This window comes from Variovorax sp. JS1663, assembly GCF_002157355.1.
GTDB lineage: Bacteria > Pseudomonadota > Gammaproteobacteria > Burkholderiales > Burkholderiaceae_C > Variovorax.
Map to the genome: position 1 here is coordinate 57,001 of NZ_LYMK01000009.1, position 15,706 is coordinate 72,706.

At 69.2% G+C, this 15,706-nt stretch carries 17 protein-coding genes; 7 read left to right on the plus strand and 10 right to left on the minus strand.

What is annotated here, in order from left to right; genetic code table 11:
* Nucleotides 1-5: 5 nt before the first annotated feature.
* The 6 genes from A8M77_RS10030 to A8M77_RS10050 all read right to left on the minus strand — a co-directional run bounded on the left by A8M77_RS10030 (nt 6) and on the right by A8M77_RS10050 (nt 4,329).
* The gene (locus A8M77_RS10030) at nt 6-683 is read right to left on the minus strand and encodes a response regulator (protein WP_086921416.1); all 678 of its coding nucleotides are present in this window, start codon (nt 681-683) and stop codon (nt 6-8) included.
* Nucleotides 680-2,227, minus strand: coding sequence for an ATP-binding protein (locus tag A8M77_RS10035; RefSeq protein WP_086921417.1), 1,548 nt, complete (start codon nt 2,225-2,227; stop codon nt 680-682). Before A8M77_RS10035 ends, A8M77_RS10030 begins: the two co-directional genes overlap by 4 nt.
* 72 nt (nt 2,228-2,299) lie before the next feature.
* The gene (locus A8M77_RS36790; RefSeq protein ID WP_238136771.1) at nt 2,300-2,623 is read right to left on the minus strand and encodes a hypothetical protein; all 324 of its coding nucleotides are present in this window, start codon (nt 2,621-2,623) and stop codon (nt 2,300-2,302) included.
* 169 nt (nt 2,624-2,792) lie between these two features.
* Nucleotides 2,793-2,924 carry a hypothetical protein gene (locus tag A8M77_RS37220; RefSeq protein ID WP_272947431.1) on the minus strand — a complete coding sequence of 44 codons (132 nt, stop codon included), beginning with the start codon at nt 2,922-2,924 and terminating at the stop codon, nt 2,793-2,795.
* Nucleotides 2,921-3,190: a hypothetical protein gene (locus tag A8M77_RS10045; protein WP_086921418.1), complete on the minus strand. Its 270-nt coding sequence runs from the start codon at nt 3,188-3,190 to the stop codon at nt 2,921-2,923. The genes A8M77_RS37220 and A8M77_RS10045 overlap by 4 nt, the downstream gene beginning before the upstream one ends.
* A 104-nt stretch (nt 3,191-3,294) precedes the next feature.
* A complete protein-coding gene (locus A8M77_RS10050; RefSeq protein WP_086921527.1) occupies nt 3,295-4,329 on the minus strand; it encodes a succinylglutamate desuccinylase/aspartoacylase domain-containing protein in 1,035 nt (344 codons plus the stop codon).
* Between the two features lie 92 nt (nt 4,330-4,421).
* Here A8M77_RS10050 and A8M77_RS10055 point away from each other — a divergent pair, with 92 nt between their 5' ends.
* Complete coding sequence (locus A8M77_RS10055; protein ID WP_086921419.1) at nt 4,422-4,691, plus strand: hypothetical protein; 270 nt, start codon at nt 4,422-4,424, stop codon at nt 4,689-4,691.
* Here A8M77_RS10055 and rpe read toward each other — a convergent pair.
* Nucleotides 4,681-5,385: a ribulose-phosphate 3-epimerase gene (rpe, locus tag A8M77_RS10060; protein ID WP_086921420.1), complete on the minus strand. Its 705-nt coding sequence runs from the start codon at nt 5,383-5,385 to the stop codon at nt 4,681-4,683. The two genes, A8M77_RS10055 and rpe, sit on opposite strands and share 11 nt — an antisense overlap.
* Nucleotides 5,386-5,434: 49 nt before the next feature.
* On the opposite strand from rpe, the gene apaG reads away from it, so the two are divergent.
* From apaG to thiL, 4 genes are all read left to right on the plus strand, one after another.
* Complete coding sequence (gene apaG / locus A8M77_RS10065) at nt 5,435-5,830, plus strand: Co2+/Mg2+ efflux protein ApaG (RefSeq protein WP_086921421.1); 396 nt, start codon at nt 5,435-5,437, stop codon at nt 5,828-5,830.
* A 95-nt stretch (nt 5,831-5,925) separates the two neighbouring features.
* The gene (locus tag A8M77_RS10070) at nt 5,926-7,194 is read left to right on the plus strand and encodes a cation:proton antiporter (RefSeq protein ID WP_086921422.1); all 1,269 of its coding nucleotides are present in this window, start codon (nt 5,926-5,928) and stop codon (nt 7,192-7,194) included.
* A 68-nt stretch (nt 7,195-7,262) separates the two neighbouring features.
* Nucleotides 7,263-8,381: a YbdK family carboxylate-amine ligase gene (locus tag A8M77_RS10075; protein ID WP_086921528.1), complete on the plus strand. Its 1,119-nt coding sequence runs from the start codon at nt 7,263-7,265 to the stop codon at nt 8,379-8,381.
* A gap of 161 nt (nt 8,382-8,542) precedes the next feature.
* Nucleotides 8,543-9,517 carry a thiamine-phosphate kinase gene (gene thiL / locus A8M77_RS10080; RefSeq protein WP_086921423.1) on the plus strand — a complete coding sequence of 325 codons (975 nt, stop codon included), beginning with the start codon at nt 8,543-8,545 and terminating at the stop codon, nt 9,515-9,517.
* A 64-nt stretch (nt 9,518-9,581) separates the two neighbouring features.
* Here the strand turns inward: thiL and A8M77_RS10085 are convergent, their stop codons facing one another.
* Nucleotides 9,582-10,454 (minus strand): LysR family transcriptional regulator, encoded by an 873-nt coding sequence (locus A8M77_RS10085; protein WP_086921424.1) that lies wholly within the window; start codon nt 10,452-10,454, stop codon nt 9,582-9,584.
* 82 nt (nt 10,455-10,536) lie between these two features.
* Between A8M77_RS10085 and argC the strand changes: the two genes are divergently transcribed.
* Complete coding sequence (gene argC / locus A8M77_RS10090; RefSeq protein ID WP_086921425.1) at nt 10,537-11,460, plus strand: N-acetyl-gamma-glutamyl-phosphate reductase; 924 nt, start codon at nt 10,537-10,539, stop codon at nt 11,458-11,460.
* A 248-nt stretch (nt 11,461-11,708) separates the two neighbouring features.
* Nucleotides 11,709-12,626 carry an aspartyl/asparaginyl beta-hydroxylase domain-containing protein gene (locus tag A8M77_RS10095; protein WP_086921426.1) on the plus strand — a complete coding sequence of 306 codons (918 nt, stop codon included), beginning with the start codon at nt 11,709-11,711 and terminating at the stop codon, nt 12,624-12,626.
* Here the strand turns inward: A8M77_RS10095 and A8M77_RS10100 are convergent.
* Nucleotides 12,608-14,029 carry an amidohydrolase family protein gene (locus tag A8M77_RS10100; RefSeq protein ID WP_086921427.1) on the minus strand — a complete coding sequence of 474 codons (1,422 nt, stop codon included), beginning with the start codon at nt 14,027-14,029 and terminating at the stop codon, nt 12,608-12,610. The genes A8M77_RS10095 and A8M77_RS10100 overlap by 19 nt on opposite strands.
* A gap of 4 nt (nt 14,030-14,033) precedes the next feature.
* Complete coding sequence (locus A8M77_RS10105) at nt 14,034-15,698, minus strand: GMC family oxidoreductase (RefSeq protein ID WP_086921428.1); 1,665 nt, start codon at nt 15,696-15,698, stop codon at nt 14,034-14,036.
* Between the last annotated feature and the right edge of the window lie 8 nt (nt 15,699-15,706).

The window sequence follows — 15,706 nt, forward strand, 5'->3', positions numbered from 1 at the left end:
CCGCGTCAGTCCACGGGCGTCTCGAAGGCGAAGCCCACGCCGTAGACGGAGCGGATCCAGTCGTGCGAGGGCGCGGCCGTCGAGAGCTTGCGCCGCAGGTTCTTGATGTGGCTGTCCACCGCGCGCTCCGACACGTCGGCATCGTCGTCGTAGGCCAGCTCCAGCAGCCGCGCGCGCGAGAAGATGCGGCCAGGGTGCCGCGACATCGCCTGCAGCAGCCGGAACTCGCGCCGCGTGAGGTTCAGGGGCGTGCCGGCCAGCGAGGCGCGCCAGTGGGCCTCGTCCAGCACCACCGCCTCCGCGGCGCGGGCGGCCTCCTTGCCCTCCACGCGCCGCAGCACGGCCTTCACGCGCGCCACCACCTCGCGCGGCGAGAAGGGCTTGCACACGTAGTCGTCGGCGCCCAGCTCCAGGCCCAGCAGGCGGTCGACCTCCTCGATGCGCGCGGTGAGCAGGATGACCGGGTGCGCGGTGTGCACGCGGGCCTGGCGCAGCACGCTCAGGCCGTCCAGGCCGGGCAGCATGATGTCCAGCAGGGTCAGGTCGGGCGGCGCCTCGAGCATGCGCGCCAGCGCGGCGCGGCCATCGGCCACGTGCTCGGTCTCGTGGCCGGCATGGCGCAGGTAGTCCTGCAGCACGGAGGCGATGTCGGCCTCGTCTTCGACGATCAGGATTCGGCTCATGATGCTGGCGCCAGTGGAAGCCACAGCACGATGCGCAGGCCGCCCAGCGGCGATGCCGAGGCATCGATCTCGCCGCCGTGCGCCTCGACCATGGCGCGGCAGATGGACAGGCCGAGGCCGGAGCCGCCGAATTCGCGGCTGCGCGAGCTGTCGGCACGGAACAGGCGCTCGAAGACCATCGGCAGCTCGTGCGGCGCCACGCCCGGCGCGCTGTCGTCGAAGCGCAGCACCAGGCGCTGCGCGCCCGCGCTGCCCTCGACGGCGGCGCCGATGCGCAGCAGGCCGCCGGCGTCGGTGTAGGCGAGCGTGTTGTCGAGCAGGTTCATGAACACCTGGTGCAGCCGATGCGCATCGCCCTCGACCATGGGCTGCGATGGCGCGGCCAGCACATCGACCGTTTCGGCATCCACCGCGATGCGGCGTTGGGCGAAGCGGTCGCGCGTGGCGGCGAGCGCCTCCTTGAGCAAGGCCAGCGGGAACACCGGCGCCCGGGTGAGCGCCTCGGCCTGCGGCTCGCGCATGCTGCTGCGCAGGTCATCCACCAGTTGGCCGAGGCGCATGACCTGGCGGTGCAGCCGCAGCGCGGTGCGGTCGTCGAAGCTGCGCACGCCGTCCTGCAGCGCCTCGATCTCCGCGCGCATCGCCGCCAGCGGCGTGCGCAGCTCATGCGCCACGTCGGCCAGCCAGGCGCGGCGCGAGGCATCGGCGGTGTCCAGGCGCTCGGCCATGTCGTTGAAGGTGCGTCCGAGCAGGGCCAGCTCGTCCGAGCCCTGCACCTGCACGCGCGTGCCGAGCCGGCCGCGCGCCACGTCCTGCGCGCCCTGGGTGAGCGCGTCGATCGGGCTGAGCCAGCGCCGCGCCAACAGCCAGGACAGCACCAGCGCGAGGCCCAGGCCCACCAGGCCGGTGAGCGCGATGAAGCCCGACTGGCGCGCGACGAAGGCGCGGTCGGCCTCGCTCTCGATGCCTTCGACGGGCGCCAGCACCAGTTCGCCGACGACCAGGTTGGCGCGGCGGATCGGCAGGTGCGCGGCCGAGGCCGGGTCCACGGTGGCGCCCGCCACCTGCCGGCCCTGGGCATCGACCACGCCGAGCCGCCGGTAGATGGAGTCGGCCGCGTCGCGCAGCCCGGCGAACAACCAGGGCGGCGCCGGGTGCAGGTAGCGCCGGGGCAGCAGCTCCAGCTGCGGGGGCGGCCCGGGCGGCTCGCCGGACTCGAGGCGCGGGGAGCGCGCGTACCAGGGCGGCAGGCGGGCATCCTCGCCCTCGCGCCCTTCGCTGCGCGGCAGGCCGGCATCGCCCATCTGCAGGCGGCGCCACAGCTCCTCGTTGTCGCGCAGCCGGTCCCAGCCGCCGTTGGCCACGTAGTGCTTCTGCAGGAGCTGCGCCAGCCAGTCCATGCGTCGGATCTCGATCTCCGCCACGTAGGGGCCGAGGCCGCGCTGCAGCGCGAAGATGGAGAAGCCGGCGGAGATCAGCAGCAGCAGCACCAGCAGCGTGGCGAGCGCGAAGAAGATCTTCCGGGTGAGCGTCAGGCGGGGCATCGGCGACAGGGGTGGCGCATGGCGGCATTCTGCGTCACCGCCCTGCACCCGCGCCGACACCGGCCGGCGGGATCAGAAGGTATGCCGGATGCCGAAGTCATAGCCGGTGGAGGAACGCGGCAGGCCGCTGCCGAAGCCGACGCCGTTGCCCGCGTTGCCGGTGGTGATGGCCGAGCTCAGGCTGCCGGTGTAGGCGGCGTCGTTGCGGTTGTTCACGCGTGCGACGGCGGCGTAGAGCGCGGTGCGCTTGGACACGTGCTGGCTGTACTGGACCTGGCCGTAGAAGCCGCCAAGGTTCGGCGGCAGGAAGTAGCCGATCGAGTTGCTGGCGCGCGTGAGGCGGCATCGCCTCAGCGCCGCGCGCGCGACTCGCGCACCAGCAGGACCAGGGCCCATGCATGGGACACCAGCATGAAGATCACGCTGGCCGTCATCAATCCGTCCTCGAAGGTGTCGCTCATCCCGTCCTCTCGGCGGAGATGATCGCGGGCGATTGCGTAGAAATCTGGGAGCGGGCGCGCGCCCGCATTCCTCCGAAGTTGCGGCCGGGCATCGCGCCCACGCATCAACGATCCCGCATCGACGTCAGCGGCCCCGCGAACCACGGCAACGCCTTCTCCAGCAGAAGGCCCACATCGAGCGCCTCCGGCGCCGGCGCGAACGCAGCGGCCGGCTGCCGCAGCCCGGCGCCGATCATGGCAGCGCGTTCCGGTGCGGTGCCGCAGGCTCTTCCTGCGCCAGCGACAGGGGCATGCGCAGGGTCAGTCCCATGCCGCCCAGCGCACAGAAGCTTGACATCTGCTCGAGCAGAGTGCGCAGGTCCAGCCATCGGCGCGCAGGCGGCTCGACGTGTGCGACCAGCGCCTGGTGTGCACGCCGCCTGCGCCAGCCCAGCAGGAGTGGCAACACGAGCAGCGAAGCGCTCAGGCCGAACGCGACGCAGAGAGTGGGCGAGAGTGCCATGGGAATGCCTTCGGATGAGTGGCTGCGGGGATGGATCGCCGACGCGATCCATCGCCTCATGCTGGCCGCCGAATACGGAGGAATCTGGGAGCGCGCCGTCCGCCTCAGGCGAGCGGCCGGCGCAGGTCGCGCTCGCTCGCTACCGCGAAGTAGAACCACTCGGTCCCGGGCAGCGCGGCCGAGTTCGGGAAGACGATGAAGCCGTCGCGCTCGGCGGCCAGCACGCTGCCGTCGGCGCGCACGCCGATGGGCTCGCCGCGCGCCACCGGGTCGAAGGTGGCCCATTCGCGCACGAACTGGTCTTCCTCGCTGTCGCGGTCGATCACGCTGACGAGGCGCAGCAGCGCAGGCGCCGCGGCCGGGGGCTGCAGGTGCCGGTCAGACGCAGCCTGCGGCTGCGCGTGCGGATCGGGCGCGATCATGCCGAGCAGGCGCAGGGCGGCATGGATGGCGCGGTGCGCGACCTCCGGTGCGGCCGGGTCCCGGTGCTGGCCGCACTCGAGCGTGACGCCGTAGCCGCCGCGGCTGCGCATGTATTCGTTGGTGCCCTTGCCGAAGGCGATCTCGCTCTCGTCGGCCGGCTTGCCGCCGGCGCGCTGCGCCAGGCCGGCCGCGTAGATGTCGAGCCAGCCTTCCACCACCCGCGACGTGCCCAGGTGCAGGGCAAGCTGGCCTTCCTCGAAGGCGCGCGCGAAGGGCTCCAGCGTGCCGCTGTTGTCGCGCGGGCCGATCATGGCGAAGGCCTCGCCGGCGCTCTGGAAGGAATGCAGGTCGAGCAGCACGTCGTGCGCATCGAGCAGCGGGCATAGCAAGTCGGTGATGCGCGACTCGTAGTCGGCCGGCTGCTCGCCCGCGCGGGTGGGCTGGAACAGACGGTTGAGGTTGCGCTCGCCCTCGCGCCGCATCAGGCTGCGGGCCAGCGGATTGGCCACCGGCACCATGGTGAGCTGGCCGCGCACCAGCGCGAGCGCGCCGCTGTCGAGTTCGGCCAGGGTGCGCTCGATGCCGGCGGTGCCGCAGGTCTCGTCGCCGTGCACGCCGCCCAGCACGATCAGCTTCGGGCCGGGCTCGAGGGCACTGAAGCCATGCACGCGGAGGACGTCGGGGACCGGGGCGGGGGTTCGCTGCTGCTCGCTCATCTCGCTGCCCATCCTACAGGGCGGCACAGGCCGGTCCTACCGGGCTTTCCGCGATGGCATGCGAGAACGCTGCGATGACAAAGGAGCATGCCATGCCCAGCAAAAAGCCCGCAGACAAGACCGCCGCCGACAAGACCGACCCCCTGAAGGATGCGGGCGGCGGCCAGACCAAGGTCGGGCAGGGCGGCGAATCGGCGCCGCGCCTGCCGCACGAGCGCGACCAGTCCTCCGACAGCCAGCAGAACCAGGGCGGCTCGGCCGAGTTGGGCCGCAAGGGCATGGAGGACGTCGAGCGCGGCGTGGTCGACACCGACCGCGGCCCCGAGGCCGACCGGGTCTACAACGAGAAGCTCAAGCGTTGAGCGAAGCCATCCCGAGTTGAGCGCGCATCTGCGCGATCACGGCCGCGTAGTCCTTGGCGTTGAAGATCGCGCTGCCGGCCACGAAGGTGTCCGCGCCGGCGCTGGCCACGCGCGCGACGTTGTCGGCCTTGATGCCGCCGTCCACCTCCAGGCGGATGTCTCGCCCGCTGGCCTCGATGCGCTTGCGGGCCTGCTCGATCTTGCGCAGCGCCGAATCGATGAAGCTCTGGCCGCCGAAGCCCGGGTTCACGCTCATGATGAGAATGAGCTCGATGTCGTCGATCGCCCAGTCCAGCGGCTCCAGCCCGGCGCCCGGATTGAACACCAGCCCCGGCTTGCAGCCGGCCGCGCGGATGGCCTGGATGCTGCGGTGCGTGTGGGGCGAGGCGTCCGGGTGGAAGCTGATGTAGTCGGCGCCGGCCTGCGCAAAGGCGGCGGCCAGGGCGTCGACCGGCTCGATCATCAGGTGCACGTCGATCGGAACGGGCGTGCCGTCGGCCTGCTTCGCATGGGGCTTGAGTGCCTGGCACACCATCGGCCCGAAGGTGAGGTTCGGCACGTAGTGGTTGTCCATGACGTCGAAGTGGATCCAGTCGGCGCCGGCGGCGATCACGTCGCTCACCTCGGCGCCCAGGCGGGCGAAGTCGGCCGAGAGGATGGAGGGGGCGATGCGGAAGGGGCGGGGGCTCGTCATGGGCCGGAATTGTCGCAGGCCGGGGTGGCGGGTTGTTAACATTCGCCGGATGTCCAGCCATCCGATCCGCATCCAGGCCGAGCCGCGCTACCTGCCGGACCAGTCCTCGCCCGAGGACCGGGTCTACACCTTCGCCTACACGATCACCGTGACCAACGAAGGGACCGAGGCGGCGCAGTTGATCTCGCGCCACTGGCTGATCAATGACGCGGCCGGGCAGACGCAGGAGGTCAAGGGCCTCGGCGTGATCGGACAGCAGCCGCTGCTGGCGCCTGGGCAGTCCTTCCGCTACACCAGCGGGTGCCGGCTGCAGGCACCCAGCGGTACCATGCATGGGAGCTACTTCTTCGTGACCGAGCGCGGCGAACGCTTCGACGTCGCGATCCCCATGTTCGTGCTGGAAGCCGACACGGGCGGAACGCCCGTCTCGCGCGTGCTGCACTGAACGCATTTCACCTTTCTCGAGCAATGAACGCCTTGCGCGCTCTGCTCGACTCGTGGCGCCCCGGGCGGGCGCGCGACTTTTGAATTGATTGGGCGATGAGCGCTTTCATTACCAATGACCTGCTGGGCTTCTGGTCCGAGTGGGTGCGGCCCTCGGCGGGGCTGCCCATCGTGCTGTGGTCGCTGCTGCTGGCCGCCGCCGCGGCGGCTGGCCACCTGGTGCAACGCTACGCGGGCATGCCCAAGGTGGTGGGCTACTCGATGGTCGGCACCGTGACCGGCCTGGCCGGCTTCGAGGGCGTGATGTGGCCGCTGCAGGGCATCAGCCTCTTCCTGCTGGAGCTCGGCGTGGCCATCGTGCTGTTCGAGGCCGGCGGCCGCCTGCCGCTGCGCTGGTTCCGCCACAACCCGATGGTGCTGGTGCAGAGCCTGCTGGAGGCCGCCCTCACGTACTTCGGCGTGTTCTGGGTGCTGCACTGGATGGACGTGCCCGACCCGGTGGCCAACCCGATCGCGCTGATGGCCATCGTGGCCTCGCCGGCGGTGCTGATGCGCGTGGTGATCGACACCCGCGGCTCCGGCCCGGTGACCGAGCGCGCCATGACCCTGGCCACGCTCAACACCTTCTACGCGCTGGCGCTGGGCTTTGCGCAGGCCGGGCTGATCGAGCATGCGCCGCTCGGCCTGTTCCAGAAGCTCTACCCGGTGGCGGTGGTGCTGGGCCTGTCCTTCGTGGTGGGCGCACTGATGGCGCTTTCGCTGCGCTCGGCGCTGCGGGTGATGAGCCCGACCAGCGAGAACACGTCCATCCTGCTGCTGGCCATCATCGCGGCCGGCGCCGCCATCGCCGCGCATTTCGGCGGCTCGGCACCGCTGGCGGCGCTGATCGGCGGCGTGCTGCTCAAGGCCTTGCATCCCAAGCCCTGGATCTGGCCGCGCCAGCTGGGTACGGCGGCTTCGCTGCTGACCATGCTGATGTTCGTGCTGGTGTCGGTGGTGGCGGCGCAGGCCGACTGGAGCCTGCCGATCGCCAGCGTGGTGCTGGCGGTGATCGCCGTGCGCACGGTCGCCAAGATCGCCGGCGTGGCCATCGCCAATCCGGGCAGCGGCGCGAGCTGGCGCCAGGCGCTGTGGGTGGGCTGCGCGATGTCGCCGCTGTCCTCCATCGCGCTCATCATCACCTCCGGCTTCGTGAGCGCCTCTCCGCTGCTGGGGGCGATGATCACGCAGATCGCGCTGCCCGCGATCCTGCTGATGGAGATCCTGGGCGCGGTACTTGCCACCATCGCCATTCACGGCGCCGGCGAGAGCTCCAGGCCCTGGACGCCGGAGGCCTTCGGCATCACGGAGGACACGCAACGATGAGCCTGCAGGGCCCCGACCTCCTTCCCGGCGCGACGCCGCCGGCGCCCGGCTCCTCCGCCAGCCGCGCCGTGCCGCTGGAGCCCTTCAACAAGTCCGTCGCGCTGTCGCTGGGCGTCGAGCTGGAACTGCAGCTGGTCAACACCCACGACTACGACCTCGCGCCTTACGCCGAGGACATGCTGCGCCTGATGGCCCTGACCCCGCTGCCCGGCAGCGTGGTGCCGGAGATGACCTCGAGCATGATCGAGATCTCCACCGACATCTGCCATTCCGCCAAGGACGTGGTGGCGCAGCTCTCGCCGATCCGCGACGCGCTGGTGAAGAACGCCGACAAGCTCAACATCGCGGTGGTGGGCGGCGGCACGCACGCCTTCCAGCAGTGGCACGAGCGGCGCATCTACGACAAGCCGCGCTTTCGCGAGTTGTCCGAGCTGTACGGCTACCTGTCGAAGCAGTTCACCATCTTCGGCCAGCACGTGCACATCGGCTGCCCCGACGCGGACGGAGCGCTGCTCATGCTGCACCGCATGTCGCGCTACATCCCGCACTTCATCGCGCTGTCGGCCTCCTCGCCCTTCGTGCAGGGGCAGGACACGCAGTTCGACTCGGCGCGGCTGAACTCGGTGTTCGCCTTTCCGCTGTCCGGCCGCGCGCCCTTCACGCTGTCGTGGAAGGAGTTCGGCAACTACTTCGAGCGCATGACCCGCACCGGCGTCGTGCGCAGCATGAAGGACTTCTACTGGGACATCCGGCCCAAGCCGGAGTTCGGCACCATCGAGATCCGCGTGTTCGACACGCCGCTGACGGTGGAGCGCGCTGCCGCGCTGGCCGGCTACGTGCAGTCGCTGGCCGCCTGGTTCCTGCAGGAGCAGCCCTTCACGCCCAGCGAGGACGACTACCTGGTCTACACCTACAACCGCTTCCAGGCCTGCCGCTTCGGCCTGGACGCGGTGTACGTCGATCCCGCGAGCGGCGAGCACATGCCGCTGCGCGACCATATCCTGATGACCATGACGCAGCTCGAATGGCACAGCGAGGCACTCGACGCCACCGAGGCCCTGGCCGTGCTGCGCACCAGCGTGGAGGCCAACCGCAACGATGCCCGCTGGCTGCGCGAGCGCCAGGCGAAGGAGCGGCTGCTGGCCGAGGTGGTGCGGCAGTCCGCCATGCGCTTCCGGCACGGCTGAAATGACGCTCTCCCCCAGGCTCCCCCACTTCGTGTGGTCCGCCAACCCCCTCTCCGGGGGCAACACCAGCGGCCCGGCCAAGCCGGTTCCGCGGTGTTCCCCGGCTGGCATGCGCGGCTTGTCGCGTTGCAGCGCGCGGCGAAGCAACTGAGAAGAAGTACATGGGTGAATTCGATCTCATCGAGCGCTACTTCAAGCGTCCCGCGCGCCGCTCGCCGCTGGGCGTGGGCGACGACTGCGCCCTGCTCGCGCCCTGTCCCGGCATGCAGTTGGCGGTGTCCATGGACATGCTGGTGGAGGGGCGCCACTTCCTGTCCACCGTCGATCCCGCGCGGCTGGGGCACAAGGCACTGGCGGTCAACCTGAGCGACCTGGCGGCCTGCGGCGCGAAGCCGCTGGCCTTCACGCTGGCACTGGCATTGCCGGCCGCGGACGAAGCTTGGCTCGAAGGCTTTTCACGCGGTCTCTTCGCACTGGCCGACGCACATGGCTGTGAGTTGGTGGGCGGCGACACCACGCGCGGGCCGCTCAACATCTGCATCACCGTCTTCGGCGAAGTGCCGGCCGGCGCTGCCCTGCTGCGCTCCGGCGCCAAACCGGGCGACGACCTGTGGGCCAGCGGCACGCTGGGCGATGCGCGGCTCGCGCTGGAGGTCTTCCGCGGCACGCTGGAGCTGCCGGCCGCGGCCTTCGCGCAGGCGCGCCGCCGCATGGAACAACCCGAGCCGCGCGTCGCGCTCGGCCAGGCGCTGCGCGGCATCGCGACCGCGGCGGTCGACCTGAGCGACGGCCTGGTGGGTGACCTCGGCCACATCCTCGAGGCCAGCGGCGTGGGCGCCACGGTGGACGCGGACGCGGCCTGCGCGCTGATCGGCATCGACGGCGCGGCCCTTCTCGATCCGGTGCTGCGCCGCACCTGCGCACTCGCCGGCGGCGACGACTACGAGCTGCTGTTCACCGCGCCGCCCTCGGCCGCCGAGGCGGTGCGCGAAGCCGGGCGCCGATGCGCGACGCCCGTCGCGCGTATCGGCCACGTCGAAGCCACGCCGGGGCTGCGCATCGTGGACGCGACCGGCGCACCCATCGCCCAGGCGCTCACGCCCTTCGACCATTTCCCGGACAAGGCGCGGGACTGAAGGCCCACCTCGACGCACGAGGGGCGCGATCGGCCCCGTGCACCGGCGCCATGGCCAAAAGCGCTCAGGCCAGCAATGCCTCCAGGACGAAACGTGTCGGGCCGCTGGCGCCTCGGTCGCTGACCGCGAGACCCAGCTGCCGCCATAGTGCCGGGCTGAGCGGACGAATGGCGATGCGAGGATCACGCGCGGGCTCGTGCGATTCCTCCGGCAGCAGAGCCGCTCCGTAGCCGGCGGCCACCAGCGTCCTGATCGCATCGTTGTAGTTGAGCTCGATGCGCGGCCGGCAATGAACGCCAGCCGCAGAGAACCATTCCGCCGTCAGCCGGTAGAGACGCGTGGAGGCATCGTTCAGGATCAACGGCCGCTCGGCCAGCCACTGCGGCGTCAGTCGTCTAGGTGCTTTCCAGGCCGCCGGCAAGAAGGCGACGACAGCCTCGCGCCGCAGCGGCGTGACATGGACGCCCCGCACAGGCGCCTGCGGGAGCGCCACGACCGCCAGGTCCAGGCTTCCTGCGGCGAGCCGGGTCATGCTTTCGTTGGATGTCAGCACCTGCACGTTCACGTCGACGCCGGGATGGCTCTGGGCAAGACGCTCGAGCGCGGGCGGCAGGAGGTGCGCAATGGCGCCCGTCGAGGCGCCTACGCGCACGCGGCCCGTCTGGCCGGCGAGCTGACGTCGAACGTCTTCCACGGCGTCGTCCGCGTCTGCCAGCAGCCTGCGGGCACGCGCGATGAACCGCTCTCCCAAGGCGGTCGCTTGCGCGGGCCCTCGCCCGCGAACGAGCAACTGGCCACCCAGGCGCGACTCCAGTTCCGCGACCTGTACGGTGACGGTGGGTGCCGCCAGGTGAAGGGCGCGCGCGGCGTTGGCGAGGGACCCGAGGTCGGCGATGGCGACCAGGGTGCGCAGATGGTCGAGGCTCAGTTCCCGCATCGCGCTAATTTAACTTTTCTTAATCCTGCGTTGCATATATTTAGCTGGAGCCATCGAGGCCATATCCCTACGATCGCACGCCATGGACCTCAACATCTACATCGACGGCGACCAGGGCACCACCGGCCTCGACCTGCAGAACCGGCTGCGGGGCGGGGAATTCCGCATCCGCACCTTGCCGGCCGACGTGCGCAAGGACGCGGCTGCCCGGCGGGCCGCGCTCAACGAGTGCGACATCGCCATCCTTTGCCTGCCCGATGCCGCGGCGCGCGACGCGGTGGCGATGATCGAGAATCCTTCGGTGCGTGTCATCGACGCCAGTTCGGCTCACCGCACCAGCCCGGGCTGGGTCTACGGCCTGCCGGAGCTCGATGCAGGGCAAGGCGAACGTATCGCCTCGGCATCGCGGGTCACGAACCCGGGCTGCTATCCCACCGCCGCGGTCGCCCTGCTGCGACCGTTGACGGATGCGGGCCTGTTGCCCGCCGACTATCCGCTGGTCATCCATGCCGTTTCAGGCTACTCGGGTCAGGGCCGGGCGGGGGCGGAAGCGCATGAGGCCGGAGCGAGAGCAGGGGCGCATTCGCTGAAGGTCTATGGCCTTGCGCTCGAGCACAAGCACGTGCCGGAAATCGAGGCCTATGCCGGCTTGGCGGCCCGGCCCATCTTCGTGCCCGCCTATGGCAGCTACCGCCAGGGCATCGTGCTCACGATCGGGTTGCACACGCGAATGCTTCCCTCGGATGTCTCCGGCACGCGCATCCACGAATGCTTCAGCGAGCGGTACCGCGATGCAGCGCATGTGCGTGTGATGCCGATGTCTTCCGCTGCGCCCATGACCGAACTGGACCCGCAAGTCCACAACGGCTCGAACGACATGAGTCTGGCCGTCGCGAGCAATGAGCGCACGGGCCAGATCGTCTTGAGCGCGGTTCTCGACAATCTGGGCAAAGGTGCGGCAGGCGCGGCCGTGCAGAACCTGCGTCTGATGACGAGGGATTCTTAGCCGGCGTTGTCGATCCGGAGCGCAGATGGGGAGAGGGCACGTCGCGAAGCCAAAGCCCGACTTTGGCGCAGCGAGCTTGTGCCTTGTTCCAAGTGCGGCTGACATCGACTGTCAGGCCGGCGACATCGGCGCCGGGTCGACGCAATTCCCCACAGATTACCTTTGGAAGCCCGCCCTTTGGGCGAACTTCGGCGGTTCGGCGAAAATACGCCCTTCGCCCCTTCCGCGGCCCCCAGCCCGCGAGCCCGATGTCCAGCCTCCTGTCCTACAAGCTCCTGATCCCCCTGATCTTCCTCGGCGCCGGCCTGTACGTGCATTTCCGCGGCCAGGTGCGTCACGGGCTGGGGCGGCAGCTGAGCGACCACTCGACCTTCTTCGCGCCCCTGAACGTGCTGATGTACTGGTTCTCGTCGGTGCCTTCCAAGCCCTACATCGACGTGAAGCAGTTCCCGGAGTTGCGGGTGCTCGAGCAGAACTGGCAGACCATCCGCGACGAGGGGCTCGGGCTGTTCGACGAGGGCCACATCAAGGCGGCGAAGGGCTACACCGACATCGGCTTCAACTCCTTCTTCCGCACCGGCTGGAAGCGCTTCTACCTCAACTGGTACGGCGATTTCCTGCCTTCGGCCAAGGGCCTGTGCCCGAAAACCACGGAACTGCTCGCCGGCATTCCCTCGGTGCGCGCGGCCATGTTCGCGATCCTGCCCCCGGGCGGCCGGCTGGTGCGCCACCGGGACCCCTTCGCCGGCTCGCTGCGCTACCACCTGGGCCTGAAGGTGCCGCAAGACGCGGCGAGCTGCCGCATTTTCGTCGACGGCCAGTCCTACCACTGGAAGGACGGCGAATCGGTGATGTTCGACGAGACCTACATCCACTACGCCGAGAACCTCACCGACGAGACCCGGCTCATCCTGTTCTGCGACATCGAGCGGCCGCTCAACAACCCGATCGCGCGCTGGATCAACCGCGAGATCGGCTGGCGCATGATCAAGGCCGCCGCCACGCAGAACGAGGAAGGCGAGCCCATCGGCGGCCTGAACAAGGCCTTCGCGCAGGTCTACAAGATCCGCGTGCTGGGCAAGCGCCTGAAGGCGTGGAACAAGCCCACCTACTATGCGGTGAAGTGGGCGATCTTCGGCGGGCTGTTCTACTGGCTGTTCTTCTGAACGCCCGATAAGTTCATCGCTGCCGCCAGGCGCCGCCCCGACTCGCGCAACGGCACCAGCCACGTCTCGGGATCGAGAACGGCTTGCCGCTCGTCGACCAGGCGACCGCCGCGCTTGCGCCACCTTCCCGCAACCATCACCGAGTCGATGTTGGCAAGGCTCGTCTGCATGAGCGCAGCATTGATGGGGTCGTGCAGGGGCTGCATGTTCGGCAGTCTTGCGTCGACGAGCACCAGGTCGGCTTGTTTGCCCGGCGTGATGGTTCCGATGCGGTCGATCTGGCCCAGCATGCGCGCGCCCTCGACTGTCGCCCAGCGCAACGCTTCGACCGTCCTGATCGTGGAAGTCGGCGGAATGACGGAATCGAAGGTCGCCGCCGCTCGGCGAAATGCTTCGTTGTCCAGGGACCGCTGATGGCCGAGCGCCATTCGCGCCGCCGTGAACATCTCCCCGGAGAGGCCCGATTCCAGGTCAACGCCGATCGACGCAGCGACGCCCCGGTGGCGCAGGCGGCCGATGATCGGATGGCCATGGCCCTGCGTCATCTCGTTTTCCGGCGTGATCGAGAAAGACACGCCGGCAGCGACGAATCGATCGAGTTGCGCGTCAGAGAGATCGTTGCCGTGCACGATGTTGATGTGGGGTCCCAGCAGCCCCTCGCGTTCGAGGACCACCCAGCCGTCCGGGGCCCGGGCCGGGCCTCCTCCCTGATGCATCGAGGCGGTGAGGTTCAACTCGCGCGCGAGCCTGAAGTCTGCCAGCGCAACATCGAGCGTCGAGTAATGGGGACCGAGCACGGCCATCCCCACGCTCAGCAGCCTCTCGTCTCCAAACCGCGGCTGTGCCAGCAACCGCTCCACTTCCTTGCGGGGGTGGCGGACTTCCCAGAAAGGAGCCTGGCCGGGCTTGGGACCGGGCTTCGGACTGCCGTGAAAGAAAGCCGCACGGATGCCGCTGCGTTCCAGTGCATCGACTGCCGCATCCGTGTGCGCCGGGGTCGGGTTGTTGTGGCACCAGTCGACGAGCGTCGTGGTTCCGCAATTGAGCTGGTTCAGGGCACCGGCCAACGTTCCGATGTAGACGTCGGCCGGGGCGAACCGGGTCGCCAATCCGGCGTGCATCCAGCGGAAGTATTCCTGAAGGGTCCAGTTGCTGGCGACTCCGCGCAAAGCCGTCTGCCAGGTGTGCATGTGCGCGTTGATGAAGCCCGGCATCGCGATGAAGCCACGCGCGTCGATGACTTCATCGGCGGCAAGGACAGGCGCAGCGGACGGTTCGCTCGACAGCGAGACGATGCGATCGCCTTCGATGACCAGTTGGGCGTTTTCGATGACGCCGAGGACCTCGTCCATCGAGACGACCGTGGCGCCGGAGATCAGCACGCGATGAGAAGTGGACGCCATGAAGCTATCCGCAAGCCCGGATGCGCTTTGCCGCCAACTCGGCAAGCATGATCGTGGGGAGGTTGGTATTCGCACTCGGGATGACGGGCATGACGGAGGCATCCGCAACGAACAGGTTCTCGATGCCATGCACCCGGAATTGCTCATCGACGACGGACATGGCATCGTCCGCCCGGCCCATGGCACAGGTGCCGACCGGATGCCCCATCGGACTGATCGAAGACAGGATCTGCTCGTCCGAGATCACGCGCCCACCTCCACGATGTGCGGCAGGCGCCCCGCTCTTGAATGCGCGACCGAAGATCTGGCGGCGAAGCAGGGCCGGCGAATTGGCAGCGGCCTCCGCCGCCATGGCCAGCACTTTCCCGGCAAGCCCGGGCCGGTTGAACTGCTTGATCGCCAATGCGCCAGGGAGCAGGAACGCTTCGTGGTACTGAGCGGCGACACCGGGATCATGGAGCAAGCGCTCGGCCTGCCGGGCGGCCGAAACCATGCGCGGACCATCTGCCGGGTCCGACATGAAGCGGAAGTGGATGTGGGGACCGTCCAACGGATCGGCGCTCTTGAGCCGGACCGATCCGCGAGACCTGGGCGCGTACAGCGCGCTTCCCACCAATGCGAAGTCAGGGCCATACGACTCTCCACTCACCCGTCCGATGACGAAATTGAACAGATCGCTGGGCGGACAACCAGGCATCCCCGACGACGACCTGATGCCGGCCAGGGCAAAGCGCCGCAGATCCTGGGCGACACGCTTGCCGCGGGGCAGCGTGAGCGCGAAGAACATATAGGGATGGTTTTGCAGATTGCGCCCGACGCCAGGACGTTCGAGAACGGGTTGGATGCCCAGGGCTGCCAGCTCGCTTGCCGGCCCGATACCGGAGCGCAGCAGCAGCGTCGACGTATGGATGGCGCCCGCGCACACGACCACCCGACTGGCGCTCAAGTGAACGATCGCACCGTTCCGGTTGACCTCCACGCCGAAGACGGCGCCTGCGCTGGTGCGCAGCCGGGTCACGTGGGCGTTCGGCAGGATTTCGAGGTTCGACCGTGCCCTCACCTCGGGCGTCAGGTAGCACCCGGCGGTGGTCACGCGTGCCTCCGCGTCGATGGCATTCGGCATTGAAAAAAAGCCGTCGCCAGGTTGCTCGTTGATGTCCGCCACGAAGGGCAGCCCGGCACGCTCGGCCGCCTCTTCCATGGCCCGCACGAAAGCCGGCCATTGCTCCCTCGGCGTGCGGGAGATCGCGTGCAATCCACCGGCCACGCCGCGTCGATCGCGGTCGTTCTCGATCCGCCGGAAATGAGGCAGGACCGTCTCCCAGGAAAAATTGCCGGCTCCCGCGTCGGCCCATTGCGCATAGTCGGATGGCACGCCGCGCAGCGCGAACATGCCGTTGATGCTCGAACCCCCACCCATCACGCGTGCCTGCGGATACGGCATCGGCGCGCCGCCGTCCGTTGCGGTGGCGGTCAGGCCGCTCCAGAAGTAGTTCGGGTTGAGCGTCGACGCCGGGAATGGATCGCGGATGTCCGCAGGCTCGCCGCCCGGGACGACGTCATCCCCGGCCTCGACCAGCAGGACACGGCAGCGGGGATCCTCTGACAGCCGAGCCGCGACTACCGCGCCGGCGGTGCCACCGCCCACGATCAGGAAGTCGTTTTGCATGCTGCGCG

Bases quoted from the DNA above. Each gene is read 5' to 3' on its own strand.
- A8M77_RS10030 (WP_086921416.1), bottom strand. From the start codon at position 683: ATGAGCCGAATCCTGATCGTCGAAGACGAGGCCGACATCGCCTCCGTG.
- A8M77_RS10035 (WP_086921417.1), bottom strand. From the start codon at position 2,227: ATGCCCCGCCTGACGCTCACCCGGAAGATCTTCTTCGCGCTCGCCACG.
- A8M77_RS36790 (WP_238136771.1), bottom strand. From the start codon at position 2,623: ATGGGCCCTGGTCCTGCTGGTGCGCGAGTCGCGCGCGCGGCGCTGAGG.
- A8M77_RS37220 (WP_272947431.1), bottom strand. From the start codon at position 2,924: ATGATCGGCGCCGGGCTGCGGCAGCCGGCCGCTGCGTTCGCGCCGGCG.
- A8M77_RS10045 (WP_086921418.1), bottom strand. From the start codon at position 3,190: ATGGCACTCTCGCCCACTCTCTGCGTCGCGTTCGGCCTGAGCGCTTCG.
- A8M77_RS10050 (WP_086921527.1), bottom strand. From the start codon at position 4,329: ATGAGCGAGCAGCAGCGAACCCCCGCCCCGGTCCCCGACGTCCTCCGC.
- A8M77_RS10055 (WP_086921419.1), top strand. From the start codon at position 4,422: ATGCCCAGCAAAAAGCCCGCAGACAAGACCGCCGCCGACAAGACCGAC.
- rpe (WP_086921420.1), bottom strand. From the start codon at position 5,385: ATGACGAGCCCCCGCCCCTTCCGCATCGCCCCCTCCATCCTCTCGGCC.
- apaG (WP_086921421.1), top strand. From the start codon at position 5,435: ATGTCCAGCCATCCGATCCGCATCCAGGCCGAGCCGCGCTACCTGCCG.
- A8M77_RS10070 (WP_086921422.1), top strand. From the start codon at position 5,926: ATGAGCGCTTTCATTACCAATGACCTGCTGGGCTTCTGGTCCGAGTGG.
- thiL (WP_086921423.1), top strand. From the start codon at position 8,543: ATGGGTGAATTCGATCTCATCGAGCGCTACTTCAAGCGTCCCGCGCGC.
- A8M77_RS10085 (WP_086921424.1), bottom strand. From the start codon at position 10,454: ATGCGGGAACTGAGCCTCGACCATCTGCGCACCCTGGTCGCCATCGCC.
- argC (WP_086921425.1), top strand. From the start codon at position 10,537: ATGGACCTCAACATCTACATCGACGGCGACCAGGGCACCACCGGCCTC.
- A8M77_RS10095 (WP_086921426.1), top strand. From the start codon at position 11,709: ATGTCCAGCCTCCTGTCCTACAAGCTCCTGATCCCCCTGATCTTCCTC.
- A8M77_RS10100 (WP_086921427.1), bottom strand. From the start codon at position 14,029: ATGGCGTCCACTTCTCATCGCGTGCTGATCTCCGGCGCCACGGTCGTC.
- A8M77_RS10105 (WP_086921428.1), bottom strand. From the start codon at position 15,698: ATGCAAAACGACTTCCTGATCGTGGGCGGTGGCACCGCCGGCGCGGTA.